Origin of the sequence: Mycolicibacterium sediminis (assembly GCF_010731735.1) — a bacterium.
Classification (GTDB): Bacteria; Actinomycetota; Actinomycetes; order Mycobacteriales; family Mycobacteriaceae; genus Mycobacterium; species Mycobacterium sediminis.
In genome coordinates this window covers 589,359-606,130 of sequence record NZ_AP022588.1, presented here as the reverse complement: position 1 = coordinate 606,130, position 16,772 = coordinate 589,359, and the positions used below count along the sequence as shown (strand labels likewise).

Sequence of the window (16,772 nt, the reverse complement as noted above, 5' to 3'; positions counted from 1 at the left end):
TCTAGGGAACGTCGGGATCTGCTTTGCCTTCCCGTCACGAGGCTGTGTACGCTTTCCCCTCGGATCGTCGGGAGGCGTGCCAGAGCGGCCGAATGGGACTCACTGCTAATGAGTTGTCCGTCTTAAAGCGGACCGGAGGTTCAAATCCTCTCGCCTCCGCCACACTGGCCCGCGGCCAGAGTGAACAACTGAATATGCAAGCGCCCGTAGCTCAACGGATAGAGCACTTGACTACGGATCAAGAGGTTAGGGGTTCGAATCCCTTCGGGCGCACGCGTGAGATCGGATCAGCCCGGACCCCTGCAGGGGTCCGGGCTCTTTCATTTTGTGGTCACCCGGCCGGCTTGCGCCGATCGAGCGCAGTTGCTGGCGAGACGTTGTATCTTCGACCCACTCAATTGTCGTAGGGGTCAAATATGGCGGTGCCGCATATCAGTCGTCGACTCGGCGGGCGGCCTTCTCGTCGCGCTGACGGGTCTGCGGTTCGACACTGGTTCGCGGTCGGTGCCGCGTCTGCGGGTGTGAGCGCGGCGCTCTTCGGACTTTCGCTGACGGATTCGTACGTCAGCGTGGCGCTGGCCGACGAGTCCTCGGCGGGCTCCGGAGGTTCTCCCTCGGATGGGCCGCCGAGCGGTGCCGGCTCGTCGACGGCGGTATCCGAGACCGCCGGACCGTCGCCCTCCGTCGCCATGAAGCCGAACTCCACCCCGACGACGGTGGGCTCGGTATCCCCGAGTTCCCTCAAGGCCAAGGACGCGAAGAACGCGAAAGCCAAGGACGCCAGAGTCAAGGACGCCAGGGACGCCAACGACGGGACGGGCTCCGAAGACGCGCAGACCGACGGTCCGCAGATCGCAGCAGTCGACGCACGCGCCCGAAGGAACGACGCGCCGAGCGTCGTGCCCACTGCGGCCACGTCCCCGGCAATCAGCGCGTCGCCGCCGACGAGGGTCGCCGCCGTGGTCGGCACTTCTGCCGCTCCGACCGACTCCCCGTCCGAACCCGCCTTGCCCATGTCGGTTTCGGTCGCCGCGGTGGCCACCAACGATCGCGTGCCGCCGTGGGCGCTTCGGGTCACGGCGCCGGAAAGCGCCCGCACGCAGGTGATCAACTCCCAGGTGACGAGGTGGACGACGTCGTCGCTCGGGTGGATCGATTCGCTGCCGGTGCCCGACGCGCTGAAGTGGCATCTGGAGGGCGCGTTGTGGACCGCCCGACGAACGTTCCTCAACCAGGCGCCGACGGTGGCTCCGGTCACGGTGACCGGTTCGGGCGGCACGACGGTCACCGGTCGTGTCGATGCGATCGATCCCGAGGGCGACCTGATCGTGTTCCGGCTGGTGCGCGGTCCGTCGACGGGAACAGTGCAGCTGAACCCCGATGGCACGTTCAGCTACATCCCGGGAGCGGGCTTCACCGGGGTCGACACGTTCGTGATCCAGGCTCGGGATCTCGGCCTGCACGTGAACCTGGTCGACCCGTTCCGCGGGGTGGGGACGGCGGCCGACGCGCTGGTGAACCAGGGCGCCGTCACGTTCACCTTCGACTACACGTCCGGCTCGCAGTACTGGTCCGCAGATGCTCGAAATGCATTGCAGGAGGCGGCGAACGACGTCGCCGCGTACCTCCTGGTGAAGGCGCCCGTCGTCATCGACTACGAGGTCACGGGGCTGTCCGACGCCGCCGAGGAAACGCTTGCCTCGGCGGGAAGCGACCTGGTCGGTGACGAGCCGGGATTCTGGCGGACGGTGGTGCAGCACGAGATCATCTCGGGCGTCGACTCCAACGGCATGGCAGCCGACGGCGAGATCGAGTGGAACTGGTCCTACCCATGGGCGCTCGGCGACGACGTCGATGCCGGCAGTTACGACTTCACGTCCACGGCGATGCACGAACTGCTGCACTCCCTCGGGTTCCTGTCCTACGTCGACGCGCCCGGTTCGAACACCGACAGGGCGTGGACGCTGTTCGACCGGTACGTCATGACCGCGGGCGGTACGAGGCCGATGGGAGACGACTTCAGGTGGAACGGCAACTTCGATCCCCGTCTGACGGGAACGGGCGGTGGGTTCTTCTTCGGCGGCGCCCACGCCGTCGCGGCATACGGCGGACTACTCGTCCCGCTGTACACCCCGAACCCGTGGGAGGACGGCAGTTCGATGTCGCACCTGGACGATTCGACCTTCACCGGATCGAACCAGCAGTTGATGAATGCGCGCACCGGCACCGGGCTGGGCGTGCGGGTTCTCAGCCCCATCGAGATCGGCATCCTCCGCGACCTCGGTTACGACGTCGTGGTGCCGCAGGCGCCGACCACGACGCTGGCACTGGCCGGCGTCATCGTCATCGGTCGGCTCCGTACTAGGCAGGTGCGCGCCGCGAGGTGACGGCAGTGCTCGCCTGCGATCATGACCACATGACACCACCCGTGATCGAACGCTGGCACCACTTCATCTCCGGCGGGCACGACCCCGGAGCCCTCGACGCGCTGCTCGCCGACGACGTGGTCTTCCACTCCCCGGCCCTGTTCTCACCGCAGGAGGGCCGTGCGAAGACCGCGATGTACCTGATGGCCGCGGCGAACGTGTTCGGCGACACGGACTTTCACTACGTCGGCGAGTGGTGTGCCGAGCGCTCGGCGGTCCTCGAGTTCGCCGCCACGATCGACGGCAAGTACGTCAACGGCGTCGACATGATCGTCTGGGGCGATGACGACCGGATCACGTCCTTCAAGGTGATGATCCGGCCCTTCTCCGGCCTTCAGCTGGTGATGGGGAAGATGGCCGCGCTGCTGCAGCCCAGCTGAACGTGGGCACGCAACTCGTCCGCCGACATCGGCCTCGCGAAGTAGTGCCCCTGCGCGACGTCGCAGCCGTACTCGCGGAGGCGCTCGGCGGTGGCCGCGTCCTCGACCCCCTCCGCGACGCAGGCCACACCGAGCGCGTGCGCCAGGTCGATCACCGACCGGACGATCGCCGCTGCGCGGGGGCTGTGCAGCACCGGCGAGATGAACTGACGGTCGAGCTTGAGTTCGTCGATCGGTAGGTCCCGCAGGTAGCTCATCGTGGCGTAGCCCGTGCCGAAGTCGTCGATCGCGATCCGCAGCCCGTTGTCCCGTAGGCGCTGGATGACCGTGGCTGCACGGCGGACGTTGGCCAGCAGCAGGTGTTCGGTGATCTCGACCGACAGCGCGGCGGGCGGCAGCCCGGCCCCCTCGAGCGCGACGGTGATGTGGTCGGGCAGCTCCAGGTCGTCGAGCGACGGCGCGAACAGGTTGATCGCCACGGGCAGGTCGCAGTGTTCCGAGTCGTACCAGGTGGCCGCGTCGTGCACCGCCCGGTACAGCACCAGCTCGGTGACCGCACCCATCAGCCCGTTCTGCCGCACCAGCGGAAGGAACTGGTTCGGGGTCAGCACGCCGTACTCGGGATGCGGCCAGCGGACCAGTGCCTCGACGCCGACCGTGGTGCCGGTCGACAGGCTGATCTTGGGTTGGTAGACGAGGTCGAGTTCGTCGTCGTCGATCGCCCGCCGCAACTGGCCGAGCAGTTGGATCCCCGCCACGGGGGCGCGTCGGCGCTTGCCGCCCGCGGACTGCGACGTCCGCAGCTCGGCGCGGTCGACGTTGCGCATGTCGGGCGTGAAGACCTGGACGCCGCCGACGCCCGCCTGCCTGCCCGCGTACATGGCGACGTCGGCGCGCTGGAACAGTTCGTCGGCCGTCAGTTCCTCGTCCTCCACCGGCGGCGCGGTGGCCAGCCCGACACTGGGGTGGATGTAGACCTCCTCGCCGTCGAGGAAGAAGGGGCGGTCGAACACCTCGATGACGCGCTGGGCGATCTCGTCGGCAGGACGGGGTCCGCCCTCGATCAGGATGGCGAACTCGTCGCCGCCGAACCTGGCAAGGGTGTCGCCGCGGGGCACCACGCCGGTGAGCCGCTCGCCGACGGCACGGAGGAGCGCATCTCCGGACGGGTGGCCGAGGTGGTCGTTGACGAGCTTGAAGTCGTCGAGGTCGAGCGAGAGCACCGCGACCTCGCGGCCGTCCCGCTCGCGCAGTTGCATCGCGTGGTTGAGCCGGTCGGTGAAGAGCAGGCGGTTGGCCAACCCGGTCAGCGGGTCCTGCAGCGCTTGCTCGGCGACGACGTCGAGCAGTGTGCGATTGTCGACGAGGACGGTCAGCTGCCGCGCGACGGCGGCCAAGATCAGCACGCCGCCGGACGCCACGATCACGTGTGTGGCGCTAGACGACCGCCACAGGTCGATCGAGCCGACAGTAGCGGCGATCACGAGCGGAACGTAGGGCAGCCAGAACCCGAACCTGGACCGCTCCACGTCGGCGGGGATCTCGACGCCGGGTGTACGGGCCGCCTGCAGTGCGCTCGCGCCGACGAGCAGCAGGCCGAGAGCCCAGCCGACCACCAGGGCATCGTCGGCGGTTTGCCCGCGGGCGCTGAAGTACACCAGTGCGCTGTCGGTGATGGCCACCATGGTCAGGCCCGCGGTCACCGTGCCGAGGACGATGCGGTGGCTTGGCAGCGCGGTCGTCATCACCAGCACGCAGACCGCCACCACCAGCACGTCGGTGATCGGGTAGGCGACGGCGACCACCAGCGCTTGCCGGGTCTGATCGCTGGTCGCGAACACGTCGCGCAGGACCAGGACCCAGGAGATCAGGAACAGCGACGCGGTGATGACCGTCGCGTCGAGCAGCGCCCGGATCCCCGTCAGATGGCGGGCACCGGCCGTGCCGAGTGCGGCGGCGAGGACGCCCACGGGCAGCAGCAGGTACGCCGCGTCGGCGATCGACGGCGACTCGAGGGGCGTACCGACGACGAGGGTCTGGTAGGCCCAGATCAGATCGCCGACCACCCAGCCGAACAGTCCGACGGCGAGCAGGGTCCACGCGCGCCGGCGGAGTCGAGTCGTCCGCCAGGCGGCCCACGCTGCGCACCCGAAGGCGAAGGTGCTGAAGACGACCGAGCCGACGTCGTCGACGACCCGGGTGACCGCCGGCCCGCCCCACCCGGCGAAGAGCCAGGCGGCAAACACCGTCAGCGTCGCCGCCATCGCCCATATGAGCGGACCTAACTTCAATCTGAGCACTGTGTCCCCCCAGTTGAGGGCAACTCTTCGCCAACATCGGAGTGATGTCAAGAACGTGGAATCGACGCGGCCGAAGCATCTAGTACGGCTAACAGCAACGTACAGGCAAGCTCGGTCAGGTTTTGCGGCGATATTCTGACGGGGTGCGCCTGCTGTTGATCGCCGACACCCACGTCCCGAAGCGAGCTCGCGACATCCCCGCCGCCGTGTGGGACGAAGTCGACCGGGCCGACGTGGTGGTGCACGCGGGCGACTGGGTCGAGCCGGACCTGCTGGACCGGCTGGAGGCACGCGCGCAGCGCCTGGTCGCGTGCTGGGGCAACAACGACGGCGACGAACTCCGCCGGCGCCTGCCCGAGCGCGCCGACGTGACGCTGGACGGGGTCAGGTTCGCGGTGGTGCACGAGACGGGTCAGTCCGCCGGTCGGGACGCCCGGATGGCGCGGCTCTACCCGGACGTCGACGTGCTGGTGTTCGGGCACTCGCACATCCCGTGGGACGCGACCGCCGAGACGGGACTGCGGCTGCTCAATCCCGGCTCCCCGACGGACCGGCGGCGCCAGCCGTTCTGCACCTACATGACCGCGACGGTGTCCGACGGCAGGCTCGGCGACGTCGAACTGCATCGCCTCTGAGGCGACGCGCGGCGTCGTTTTCCCGCGTTCGCCGAGCGCTGATGGCAACCTCGACGTCATGGAGCACAAGCCGCCGACCGCCGCCATCGAGACCGCGCACGCCGCACACCTGAACGGTCTCCCGTTCGACGACACCCGCGACTTCGCCGACGCGGACCGGGGTTTCATCGGGGCACTCGAACCCTGCGTCGTCACCGCCGCCGACGGTCGGGTGGTCTGGGACAACGACGTGTACTCGTTCCTCGGGGGAGATGCGCCCACGAGCGTGCACCCCAGCCTGTGGCGACAGTCGACGCTCGCCGCCAAGCAGGGCCTCTACGAGGTGGTCGAGGGGATCTATCAGGTCCGCGGGCTCGACCTCTCGAACGTCAGCTTCATCGAGGGCGACACCGGCGTCATCGTCATCGACCCGCTCGTCTGCACCGAGACCGCCGCAGCCGCGCTGGCGTTGTACCGCACGCACCGCGGCGACCGGCCCGTCACGGCCGTCATCTACACCCATAGCCACGTCGACCACTTCGGAGGCGTGCTCGGGGTGACGAGCCAGGCCGACGTCGACGCGGGGACCGTCGCCGTGATCGCCCCGGAGGGGTTCGTCGAACACGCGGTGCAGGAGAACGTCTACGCCGGTACGGCGATGGCGAGGCGGGCGTCCTACATGTACGGCACCGTGCTCGACCGCGGGCCGCGCGGTCAGGTCGGCTGCGGGCTGGGCCAGACGCCGTCCACCGGCGAGGTCGCGATCATCGTGCCGACCATCGACGTAACGACGACCGGCGAGACCCACGTCGTCGACGGTGTCGAGATCGAGTTCCAGATGGCGCCCGGCACCGAGGCGCCCGCCGAGATGCACTTCTACTTCCCGCGGTTCCGCGCGCTGTGCATGGCCGAGAACGCCACCCACAACCTGCACAACCTGCTGACCCTGCGCGGCGCACTGGTCCGTGACCCGCACGGCTGGTCGGGCTACCTGACCGAGGCCATCGACACCTTCTCCGACCGGACCGACGTCGTGTTCGCGTCGCACCACTGGCCGACGTGGGGCAGGGAGCAGATCGTGGAATTCCTGTCACTGCAACGCGATCTGTACGCATACCTGCACGACCAGACGCTGCGTCAGCTCAACCAGGGCCACACCGGCATCGAAATCGCCGAGACGTTCCAGATGCCGCCGGCCCTGGAGCGGGCCTGGCACGCGCACGGCTACTACGGTTCGGTGAGCCACAACGTCAAGGCCGTCTACCAGCGGTACATGGGCTGGTTCGACGGCAACCCGGCGCGGCTGTGGGCGCATCCGCCGGAGGCCATCGGCCCGCGCTACGTTGAGGCGATCGGGGGACTCGACAGGGTCGTCGAGGTGGCACGCGCGGCGTTCGACGACGGTGATTACCGTTGGGCGGCAACCCTGTTGGACCACGCGATCTTCACCGACGAGAACCATCGCGCAGCCCGCGACCTCTACGCCGACACCCTCGAGCAGCTGGCCTACGGCGCCGAGAACGCGACGTGGCGGAACTTCTTCCTCTCCGGTGCCACCGAGTTGCGCGGGACGAACTTCGGCACGCCGACCCAGGCGGCGTCGTCGTCGATGCTGTCGCAGCTCACCCCGGAGCAGATGTTCGACGCGTTCGCCATCAGCGTCAACGGGCCGCGGGCGTGGGACATCGACCTCGCGATCGACGTGCTGTTCACCGACGTGGCCACCAATTACCGCCTGACGCTGCGCAACGGCGTCCTGGTCCACCGCCGGGTGCCCGGGGAACCGGTGACCGCGCAGGCGACCGTCACGCTCGCGACCAAGGCCCGGCTGCTGGCGTTCGTCGCGGGCGACACCACCTCCCCGGGGGTGGAGGTGACGGGCGACCCCGACGCGCTGCCGGCGCTGCTGGGCGTACTCGACCGTCCGGACCCCGCGTTCGACATCGTCACGCCCTAGCGATTCGTGCACGCGCAGCCGCGCTCACCGCGGCTCCGCGTGCACGAATCGCGCGCGTGGCTAGGGGATGCCGCCGTCGGCCCGCAGGATCGACCCCGTGGTGAAGCTCGATGCGTCCGACGCGAGGAACAGTGCAGCGCCGACGATCTCGGAGGGTTGGCCCGGCCGCCGCACCGCGAGGTGCGAGAACGAGTCGCCGCCCACGTCCCACGCCTTGCTGACGTCGGTCAGGAACGGTCCGGCCATCAAGGTGTTGACCCGCACGGTCGGACCGTAGGCCTTCGCGAGGCCCTCGGTGAGTGCGTTCAGGCCTGCCTTGGCCGCGGCGTAGGGCAGCATGTACGGGTCCGGGCGCAGCGACCCGGTCGAGCTGACGTTGATGATCGAGCCGCCGCCGTCGGCGACCATCCGTTCGCCGATCAGCGACGACAATCGGAACGGGCCCTTGAGGTTCAGGTTTACGACGGCGTCGAACAGCTTCTCGGTGACCGACGACAGCGAGTCGTACAGCGGGGACATGCCTGCGTTGTTGATCAGGACGTCGACTTTGCCGAAGCGTTCGTAGGTGGAGTCGACGAGGCCGTCGAGTTGCTCCCACCGGCCGACGTGCACCTGGTAGGGGAACGCGTCGCGGCCGGTCGAGGCGGCGATCTCCTCGGCGGTGACCACGCACGAGTCGATGTCGCGACTGGCGATCACGACGTCGGCGCCGCACTCCGCGGCGGCGAACGCCATCTCGCGGCCGAGGCCGCGGCTGCCGCCGGTGACGAGGACGACACGGTCGGTGAGGTCGAACAGGTCGTCGGCGTACCCCATGTCAGTCCTCCCGGTCGGTCCCCGCCAGGCTGATGCTCGCACGAGCCATAAGGTGGCACCGGCACGATCGAGAAAGGCGCACATGCAACTCCTGGTGATTCGGCACGCATTGCCGCTGCGGAGCGAGCCCGGCCAAGGCGCGGATCCCGATCTGTCGCCGCAGGGCATAGAGCAGGCGAACCGGCTGCCGGCCGCGCTGGCACGGTTTCCGATCACGCGCCTGGTGAGCAGCCCGCAGCGCCGCGCGCTGCAGACCGCGCAGCCGGTGGCCGATGCCCTGGGGCTGAGCGTCGACGTCGACGACCGGCTCGCCGAGTACGACCGCGACCTCACCCACTACGTGCCCATCGAGGAGGCCTCAGAGGAGGACGTCAAACGCCTCATCGGCGGCCACCTCCCGGCAGGGGTGGACGAGCCGGCGTTCATCGATCGGGTGCTGGCCGGGGCCAAGGGCATCGTGGAGGACGCCGACCACGAGGACACCGTCGCGCTGTTCAGCCACGGCGGCGTCATCAACGCCCTGGTGCACCGGTTGATGCGCACCGAACGGCTGCTCTGCGTCCAGGTGGACTACACGGGGATCACCCGGCTGCTGGCCTCGCGGGAGGGCAAGCTCGGCGTCGCGTCGATCAACGGCACCGAACACGTATGGGACCTGCTGCCCCGTAACAGTCGGTGGTAGACAAGTGCCGTGACGACGGACGCCCCCACCTCACGAGCCACGTCGCCGGAAGGCCTCGACCTCGGCGCGCTCGACCACCATCTGCAGTCGATCGGAGTGCCGCGATCGGGTGAGCTGCACGCCGAGTTGATCGCCGGCGGGCGTTCCAACCTCACCTTCCTGGTCCACGACGACGCCTCGAAGTGGGTGTTGCGCAGGCCGCCGCTGCACGGGCTGACCCCCTCCGCGCACGACATGGCGCGCGAATACAAGGTGGTGGCGGCGCTCGCCGATACGGCGGTGCCCGTCGCACGCGCGGTCGCACTGGCCGACGACGACGCGGCGATCGGCACCACGTTCCAGATGGTCGAGTACGTGCCGGGACGCGTGGTGCGGTACGCCTCCGAGCTGGAGGCGCTGGGCACGCAGAACGACATCGAGGCGTGCGTCGACGCGCTCATCGGCGTGCTGGCCGATCTGCACGCGGTCGACCCCGAATCGGTGGGCCTGGGTGACTTCGGCAAGCCGACCGGTTACCTCGAGCGTCAGGTACGGCGCTGGGGTTCGCAGTGGGACCTGGTGAAGACCGACGACGATCCGCGCGACGCCGACGTCCGGCTGCTGCACGCCAAGCTCGGCGACCGCATCCCCTCTCAGAGCCGCAGCGCGATCGTGCACGGCGACTACCGGATCGACAACACCATGCTCGACGCGGACGACGCGACGACGGTGCGGGCCGTCCTCGACTGGGAGATGTCCACCCTCGGCGACCCGCTCAGCGATGCCGCCCTGATGTGCGTCTACCGGCACCCGACCTTCGACAAGGTGCACGCCGGCGCGGCATGGGCCTCGCCGCTGATCCCCTCGGCAGACGATCTGGCGCAACGGTATTCGCTCGCGTCCGATCAGCCGCTGATGCACTGGGACTTCTACATGGCACTGGCCTACTTCAAGCTCGGGATCATCGCGGCCGGCATCCAGTTCCGCGACCGAATGGGTGGCGGCACCGAGTACGGCGACAAGGTCGGCGAGGCCGTCGCGCCGTGCATCGCGATGGGCCTGGCCGAACTCGGCTAGTGTCCGCCGTCACCGAGCGGTTTGCGCCGCGCTGTGATGGGGTATGAACCGCCCGAAATCACGCGCGTTCGCGAGGATTACCCCACCACCAGAGAGGCGGTCGCCATGCCGTCATCATCCCCCGATGCGCTGAAGCGGGACGTCGGCGTCGAGATGGACGTCTGGATCGCCGCCGCCACCACGGTCGAGTTCCAGATCGCCGTGGCCCCGCAGCCCGGCGCCGCGGTCACCGAGTCGCTGTCGTTCACGTTGAACGGCAACGAGATCGAGGCGACCGAGGTCATCGGTGAACACGGCAACCGGATCCACAAGTTCGACGTCGGCGAGGGCAAGCTGCTCGCCAACTACAGCGCGACCATCATCGGTCGCAGCGACCCGGCACCGGTCACCGAGATCGACCTGTCGACGTACCTGCGGCCGAGCCGCTACGCCGAGGCCGACAAGTTCTTCGGCTTCGCCGCCACCGAGTTCGGGCAGTACGCCGACTCGGAGACGCTGCTCGCCAAGGTGTCGCAGTGGGTGGCGACGCGGCTGCACTACGTGCCCGGGTCGTCCGATCCCATCGACGGCGCGGCGGACACGCTGCTCGCCGGCGCGGGCGTCTGCCGGGACTACGCACACCTCGTCGTGGCGCTGCTGCGCGCGGTCAACGTGCCCGCGCGATTGGTCGCCGTCTATGCGCCGGGCTGCCAGCCGATGGACTTCCACGCGGTCGCCGAGGCGTTCGTCGACGGGAACTGGCGGGTGGTCGATGCGACCCTGCTAGCGCCGCGCCAGACGCTGGTCCGGATCGCCACCGGCCGCGACGCCGCGGACACCGCGTTCCTGGACAACCACAAGGGCTCCATCACGCTGAACTACGCGAACGTGCGGGCCGTCGTCGACGGCGACCTACCCGTCGACGACGTCGAGGAGTTGGTGTCGATCCGGTGAGCCACGGCTCAGCGGATGGCCGCCTTGTAGTTCTTCTTCGCGGCACGGCGGAGCTGGAAGATGCGCACCGCGCCCGCGAGGACGGTGATCAGACCGCCGAGGACGGCCGCGGCGAGGATGGAGACGCCCAACGGCAGGCTCCAGTTCCAGCCCAGGAAGTGCAGGACGGCGGACTCGGTGTTCTGCGCTATGAAGATCAAGAGCACGATCAGCACCAGGAAGCCGACGATGAGCGCCGACCACAGCGCGCCGGCGCGGGTGAACTTGACCTCCTTCGCGGGCGAGGGCGGGTTCTGCACGGGCTCGGCCGGAGTCACGTGTCCGGTGGCGGGGTCGAGGGGCGCTTGCGACCCGGAATCGGCGGGTGGCACATACGGGTCGCTGGTCATGGTGACCATCTTGCCCCGCCGGACGGCAAATCAAACAGCCATCGGGCCGGTCGATCCCCGACGCGTCACACATGCCCGGTGACCTCTACCTCGCTCGTCTGCCTGATCCAAACCCGGGCACCGAGCCCGGACTCCCGTTACTGTCGCTTCCTGGCAGGTGACGTCGAAAGGACGTTCGCATGAAATCGGCAAACCACTCCGTGCACCGCCGGGGCCTCCTCGTCCTGGTCGCGGTGCTCGCGCTCCTCCTATCGGCCTGCGGAAGTTCCAATCCGCTGGGCGGCGGCCAGATATCGGGTGACCTGAAGTCCATCAAGGTCGGCTCCGCAGACTTCCCGGAATCCAGGATCATCGCCGAGATCTACGCGCAGGCCTTGGAGGCCAACGGCTTCGAGGTCACGCGGCAGTTCGGCATCGGCAGCCGCGAGACCTACATCCCGGCCGTCAAGGACCACTCGATCGACCTGATCCCGGAGTACACCGGGAACCTGCTGCAGTACTTCGACAAGGAGAGCACGGCCACCGATCCGACCGCCGTCCTGCTCGCGCTGTACGACGCCGTACCCGGTGACCTGACGATCCTGACGCCGTCACCCGCCAACGATCAGGACACCGTCGCCGTCGCCCGCGAGACCGCGCAGCGGTGGAACCTCAAGACCATCGGCGACCTCGCCCAGCATTCGCCGGAGGTGAAGTTCGGCGGGCCGTCGGAGTTCCTCAACCGCAAGGAGGGGCTGCCGGGGCTCAAGGAGAAGTACGGCCTGGACATCTCGCCGGCCAACTTCGTCGCCATCAGCGACGGAGGCGGCCCCGCCACCGTGCGCGCACTGGTCGACGGCACGGTGACCGCCGCCGACATCTTCAGCACGTCGCCTGCGATCCCGCAGAACGACCTGGTGGTGCTCGAGGATCCGAAGAACAACTTCCTCGCCGCCAACGTCGTCCCCCTGGTGGCGTCGCAGAAGATGTCCGACCAACTCAAGACCGTGCTGAACGCAGTATCGGCGAAGATGACCACCGAGGCCCTGATCGAGATGAACACCGAGACGTCCGGCAACGGCGGCATCGACCCCGATGAAGCCGCCGAGAAGTGGGTCAAGAACAACGGATTCGACAAGGCGCTTTCATGATGAGCGCGTGCGCGAAGAGCAGAGGTCACGCGTGATCACCTTCGAGAACGTCACCAAGAAGTACCCCGACGGCACGGTCGCCGTCGATGACCTGACCCTCGACGTCCCCGAGGGCACGCTCGCCGTGTTCGTCGGTCCGTCGGGCTGCGGGAAGACGACCTCGATGCGGATGATCAACCGCATGATCGAGCCGACGTCGGGCTCGCTCACCGTGGACGGTAAGGACGTCACGCAGGTCGACGCCGTGAAGCTGCGGCTGGGCATCGGCTACGTCATCCAGAGTGCCGGGCTCATGCCACACCTCAAGGTCGTCGACAACGTCGCCACCGTCCCGGTGCTCATGGGTGAGTCCCGCCGCACGGCCCGCAAGAACGCGATGGGCGTCCTCGAACGCGTCGGCCTGGATCCCAAGCTCGCCAACCGCTATCCGGCGCAACTCTCCGGCGGGCAGCAGCAGCGCGTCGGCGTGGCCCGGGCGCTGGCGGCCGACCCGCCCATCCTGCTGATGGACGAACCGTTCAGCGCCGTCGACCCGGTGGTCCGCGAGGAACTGCAGACCGAGATCCTGCGGCTGCAGAGCGAACTGCGCAAGACGATCGTGTTCGTCACCCACGACATCGACGAGGCGATCAAGCTCGGTGAAAAGGTCGCGGTCTTCGGCCGCGGCGGCGTGCTGCAGCAGTACGACGCGCCGCGGCGGCTGCTGTCCAACCCGGCCAACGACTTCGTCGCGGGCTTCATCGGCGCCGACCGCGGTTACCGCGGATTGCAGTTCACCCCGGGCAGCGGCCTGCCACTGCACGACGTGCGCACGGTCTCTGAGTCCGGCGTCGACGCGCTCGATCTCGGTCCCGGCGAGTGGGCCCTGGTCACCCATCCCGACGGCTCCCCGTACGCGTGGATCGACGTCAACGGCGTCGGACTGCACCGGCAGGGAAAGTCGTTGTACGACAGCACGATCGCCGGCGGCTCGCTGTTCGTCCCGGACGGAACGCTGCGCCTGGCGCTCGACGCCGCGCTGTCGTCGCCCGCCGGGCTCGGTGTCGCGGTCGACGCACGCAAGCAGGTGATCGGCGGCATCAAGGCCGACGACGTGGTGGCCGCGTTGAAGAACCGACCCAGGACCACCTAGTGCAGTACCTCTTCACCCATCTCGACGATGCGTGGGAGCTGACGCTCGTCCACCTCTACCTGTCGCTGCTGCCGCTGGCGCTCGGCCTGCTGATCGCTGTGCCGCTCGGAGCGCTGGTCCACCGGACGCGGGTGCTGCGGCGGCTGGTGACCATCGCGGCGAGCATCATCTTCACGATCCCGTCGCTGGCGCTGTTCGTGGTGCTGCCGCTGATCATCCCGACGACGATCCTGTCGCCGTCCAACGTCATCATCGCGCTGACGCTATACACCGTCGCGCTGCTGGTGCGGGCGGTCCCCGAGGCCCTCGACGCCGTGCCGCCCGCGGTGCTCGACGCCGCGACCGCCGTCGGCTACCGGCCGTTCATCCGGGTGCTCAAGGTCGAGCTGCCGCTCGCGATCCCCGTGCTGATCGCGAGCCTCCGCGTCGTCGCCGTCACCAACATCTCGATGGTGTCGGTCGGCTCGGTCATCGGCGTCGGCGGCCTGGGCACCTGGTTCACCGACGGATACCAGTCCGACAAGAGCGACCAGATCATCGCGGGGATCGTGGCGATCTTCGTCGTGGCGATCGTGATCGACACCCTCATCATGCTGCTGGGCAAGGTCACCACCCCGTGGGTGCGCACCGGCGGCACCGCGAAGGCAGGCGCGCGATGAACTTCCTGACCGAGGCGCTGTCCTTCATCTTCACCGGCGCGAACTGGGCCGGACCCGCCGGTCTCGGCATCCGCATCCTCGAGCACCTGCAGTACACGGCCGTGGCCGTCGTGTTCTCCGCGCTGGTCGCCATCCCCATCGGCATGATCATCGGGCACACCGGCCGCGGCACGTTCCTGGTGGTGACGGGTGTCAACGCGCTGCGCGCCCTGCCGACGCTCGGCGTCCTGCTGCTCGGCGTCCTGCTGTGGGGTCTCGGGCTGGTGCCGCCGACCGTCGCCCTGATGCTGCTCGGCATCCCGCCGCTGCTGGCCGGCACCTACTCGGGCATCGCCAACGTCGACCGCGCGGTGGTGGACGCCGCGAGATCGATGGGCATGACCGAGCGGCAGGTGCTGCTGCGCGTCGAGGTCCGCAACGCGCTGCCGCTCATCCTGGGTGGACTCCGCACGTCGACCCTGCAGATCGTCGCGACGGCCACCGTCGCCGCCTACGCCAGCCTCGGCGGGCTCGGCCGCTACCTCATCGACGGCATCAAGGTCCGCGAGTTCTACCTGGCACTGGTCGGGGCCCTGATGGTGACGGCGCTGGCGCTGATCCTGGACGCGCTACTGGCGCTCGCCGTGTGGACGTCGGAGCCGGGTTCGAACCGCTTCCGGCGGATGCCGCAGCCGTTCCTCGACGACGAGGTCGCGCTCGAAGGCGCGGCCCCGGCGGCGTCTGGATCTCGATCTGAGGCCAGATCGTCAGGCCGCTACGAACGAGGGGTTGCGTCGCCTACGGTAGAGGGGTGAGTGCAGCAGATCGCTCCGAAGAGTCCGAAGGCCAATGGCCGTCCGTACTGACATGGCGTGCCCACGACCAGTCCCGGATGGAGTCCGTCCGGGTGCAGCTGTCGGGCAGGCGGGTCAAGGCCTACGGCCGCATAGTGGCGGCGGCGACGGATTCGCATCCTGCCTTCGGTGCGTCCTATGACCTGGTCACCGACGAATCCGGCGCGACGAAGCGCCTGTCGCTGACGGTCACGCTCGCCGAGCGCGAGCGGCAGATCTCGATGGCGCGCGACGAAGAGAACATGTGGCTGATCCAGGACCACCTCAACCAGACCAAGCGGTCGGGTTTCGAGGGTGCGCTGGACGTCGACGTGATCTTCAGCCCGTTCTTCAACGCGCTGCCGATCCGTCGCACCGGGCTCTACGAGGTGGCAGAAGCCGTCGTCCTCCCGGTCGTCTACGTGCGGATGCCGGATCTGTCGGTGTCGCTCGAGCAGACCAGTTACTCGAGCAACGAGGCCGGCATCACGCTGGTGTCGCCGGTGGCCGAGACGGTCGTGACCGTCGACGAGCACGGCTTCATCCTCGACTACCCAGGACTGGCAGAGCGGATCTGATGACGCCGCCGGCCCGTCCGGCGGCGGCGAGTTCGGAGCGCCAGTCGGGAGCCCCGATGGTCGTCCCCAGGATCTGCGGGCGGTCGAAGCTGTCGTAGCGGATGCGTGCGGCGTGCCCGGACTCGACGAGTTCGGCCACCGAGCCGGTGGTCGCCAACCCCTCCCGGGCGCGGGTCAGCAGCTCGATCGCACGGTCCAGTGAGCCGCGCAGTTGGTCGGAGTTCGCCTCGCACATCGCCCGGACCAGGTCGGGGGCCGTAGCGGCGACGCGGGTGCCGTCCCGGAAGGATCCCGCGGCCAGCGAGAAGGCGAGCGGCACGTCTGCGGCGCTGACGGCGAGCGCCTCCGCCAACAGGTGCGGGAGATGCGAGATGGCCGCGGCCGCCGCGTCGTGTTCGTCGGAGCGGGCGGGAACGACGAACGATCCGCAGTCCAGCGCCAGGTGCATGACCTCGGCCCAGACGGTCTCGTCGACGTCGTCGTCGACGCTGACGACCCAGGGCGCACCGACGAACAGCCGCGCATCGCCGGCCGTCCACCCCGAGTGCGCGGTTCCGGCCATCGGGTGTCCGCCGACGAACCTCGCGTCGAGACGGCGTGTGCGCACCACCTCCAGCACCGCGCCCTTGACGCTGATGACGTCGGTCAGCGCGCAGTCCGGCGCGACCCGGGCGACGTGCTCGAGCATCCTGGAGAGCGCGGGCATCGGGACGGCCAGCACGATCAGTGCGTCGACGTCCGCCGCCCGTCGAAGCGCGCCGTCGAGGGAGTCGGTCGCATCGAAGCCGTCGAATCTCGCGGCCTGGACGCCGTCGGTCGAGCGGTTGTAGCCGAAGACGTCGCGGCCCGCCGCCGCGCCCGCCCGCATCACCGATCCGCCGATGAGTCCCAAGCCCAATACGCACAGT

General features: G+C 68.8%; 16 protein-coding genes and 2 tRNA genes. 14 read left to right on the top strand and 4 right to left on the bottom strand.

Going from position 1 to position 16,772, the window contains the following annotated elements; all coding sequences use genetic code 11:
* Window positions 1-70 precede the first annotated feature (70 nt).
* From G6N64_RS03015 to G6N64_RS03000, 4 genes are all read left to right on the top strand, one after another.
* Window positions 71-162, top strand: a tRNA-Ser gene (locus tag G6N64_RS03015).
* 38 nt (window positions 163-200) lie between these two features.
* Window positions 201-273, top strand: a tRNA-Arg gene (locus tag G6N64_RS03010).
* Between the two features lie 248 nt (window positions 274-521).
* Entirely contained in the window at window positions 522-2,387 is a 1,866-nt protein-coding gene (locus G6N64_RS03005) for an Ig-like domain-containing protein (protein WP_163795541.1), read from the top strand.
* A 29-nt stretch (window positions 2,388-2,416) separates the two neighbouring features.
* On the top strand, window positions 2,417-2,806 hold the full coding sequence (locus G6N64_RS03000; protein ID WP_163795540.1) for a nuclear transport factor 2 family protein: 390 nt from the start codon (window positions 2,417-2,419) through the stop codon (window positions 2,804-2,806).
* Here the strand turns inward: G6N64_RS03000 and G6N64_RS02995 are convergent.
* On the bottom strand, window positions 2,761-5,097 hold the full coding sequence (locus tag G6N64_RS02995) for a putative bifunctional diguanylate cyclase/phosphodiesterase (protein WP_163795539.1): 2,337 nt from the start codon (window positions 5,095-5,097) through the stop codon (window positions 2,761-2,763). The genes G6N64_RS03000 and G6N64_RS02995 overlap by 46 nt on opposite strands.
* A gap of 152 nt (window positions 5,098-5,249) precedes the next feature.
* Between G6N64_RS02995 and G6N64_RS02990 the strand changes: the two genes are divergently transcribed.
* A complete protein-coding gene (locus G6N64_RS02990) occupies window positions 5,250-5,741 on the top strand; it encodes a metallophosphoesterase family protein (RefSeq protein WP_163795538.1) in 492 nt (163 codons plus the stop codon).
* A 58-nt stretch (window positions 5,742-5,799) separates the two neighbouring features.
* Entirely contained in the window at window positions 5,800-7,677 is a 1,878-nt protein-coding gene (locus G6N64_RS02985) for an alkyl/aryl-sulfatase (RefSeq protein ID WP_163795537.1), read from the top strand.
* A 60-nt stretch (window positions 7,678-7,737) separates the two neighbouring features.
* Here G6N64_RS02985 and G6N64_RS02980 read toward each other — a convergent pair whose 3' ends face one another.
* Window positions 7,738-8,493: an SDR family NAD(P)-dependent oxidoreductase gene (locus G6N64_RS02980; protein WP_163795536.1), complete on the bottom strand. Its 756-nt coding sequence runs from the start codon at window positions 8,491-8,493 to the stop codon at window positions 7,738-7,740.
* 82 nt (window positions 8,494-8,575) lie between these two features.
* On the opposite strand from G6N64_RS02980, the gene G6N64_RS02975 reads away from it, so the two are divergent.
* The 3 genes from G6N64_RS02975 (at window position 8,576) to G6N64_RS02965 (ending at window position 11,164) form a co-directional block, all read left to right on the top strand.
* Window positions 8,576-9,175 carry a histidine phosphatase family protein gene (locus G6N64_RS02975; protein ID WP_163795535.1) on the top strand — a complete coding sequence of 200 codons (600 nt, stop codon included), beginning with the start codon at window positions 8,576-8,578 and terminating at the stop codon, window positions 9,173-9,175.
* 9 nt (window positions 9,176-9,184) lie between these two features.
* Window positions 9,185-10,231, top strand: coding sequence for a phosphotransferase family protein (locus G6N64_RS02970; protein ID WP_163795534.1), 1,047 nt, complete (start codon window positions 9,185-9,187; stop codon window positions 10,229-10,231).
* A gap of 129 nt (window positions 10,232-10,360) precedes the next feature.
* Complete coding sequence (locus tag G6N64_RS02965) at window positions 10,361-11,164, top strand: transglutaminase-like domain-containing protein (protein WP_163801397.1); 804 nt, start codon at window positions 10,361-10,363, stop codon at window positions 11,162-11,164.
* 8 nt (window positions 11,165-11,172) lie between these two features.
* Here the strand turns inward: G6N64_RS02965 and G6N64_RS02960 are convergent, their stop codons facing one another.
* Window positions 11,173-11,553: a LapA family protein gene (locus G6N64_RS02960; RefSeq protein WP_163795533.1), complete on the bottom strand. Its 381-nt coding sequence runs from the start codon at window positions 11,551-11,553 to the stop codon at window positions 11,173-11,175.
* 179 nt (window positions 11,554-11,732) lie between these two features.
* Here G6N64_RS02960 and G6N64_RS02955 point away from each other — a divergent pair, with 179 nt between their 5' ends.
* From G6N64_RS02955 to G6N64_RS02935, 5 genes are read left to right on the top strand one after another with little or no spacing between them, the layout of a single operon-like run.
* On the top strand, window positions 11,733-12,683 hold the full coding sequence (locus tag G6N64_RS02955; protein ID WP_163795532.1) for an ABC transporter substrate-binding protein: 951 nt from the start codon (window positions 11,733-11,735) through the stop codon (window positions 12,681-12,683).
* A 31-nt stretch (window positions 12,684-12,714) separates the two neighbouring features.
* On the top strand, window positions 12,715-13,815 hold the full coding sequence (locus G6N64_RS02950; protein ID WP_163801396.1) for an ABC transporter ATP-binding protein: 1,101 nt from the start codon (window positions 12,715-12,717) through the stop codon (window positions 13,813-13,815).
* The gene (locus G6N64_RS02945) at window positions 13,815-14,474 is read left to right on the top strand and encodes an ABC transporter permease (RefSeq protein WP_163795531.1); all 660 of its coding nucleotides are present in this window, start codon (window positions 13,815-13,817) and stop codon (window positions 14,472-14,474) included. The genes G6N64_RS02950 and G6N64_RS02945 overlap by 1 nt, the downstream gene beginning before the upstream one ends.
* Window positions 14,471-15,268, top strand: a complete 798-nt coding sequence (locus tag G6N64_RS02940; protein ID WP_163795530.1) for an ABC transporter permease — start codon at window positions 14,471-14,473, stop codon at window positions 15,266-15,268. Before G6N64_RS02945 ends, G6N64_RS02940 begins: the two co-directional genes overlap by 4 nt.
* The gene (locus G6N64_RS02935; RefSeq protein ID WP_163795529.1) at window positions 15,265-15,864 is read left to right on the top strand and encodes a putative glycolipid-binding domain-containing protein; all 600 of its coding nucleotides are present in this window, start codon (window positions 15,265-15,267) and stop codon (window positions 15,862-15,864) included. The genes G6N64_RS02940 and G6N64_RS02935 overlap by 4 nt, the downstream gene beginning before the upstream one ends.
* Here the strand turns inward: G6N64_RS02935 and G6N64_RS02930 are convergent.
* A complete protein-coding gene (locus tag G6N64_RS02930; protein ID WP_163801395.1) occupies window positions 15,827-16,771 on the bottom strand; it encodes a prephenate dehydrogenase in 945 nt (314 codons plus the stop codon). The genes G6N64_RS02935 and G6N64_RS02930 overlap by 38 nt on opposite strands.
* Window position 16,772: the final 1 nt, after the last annotated feature.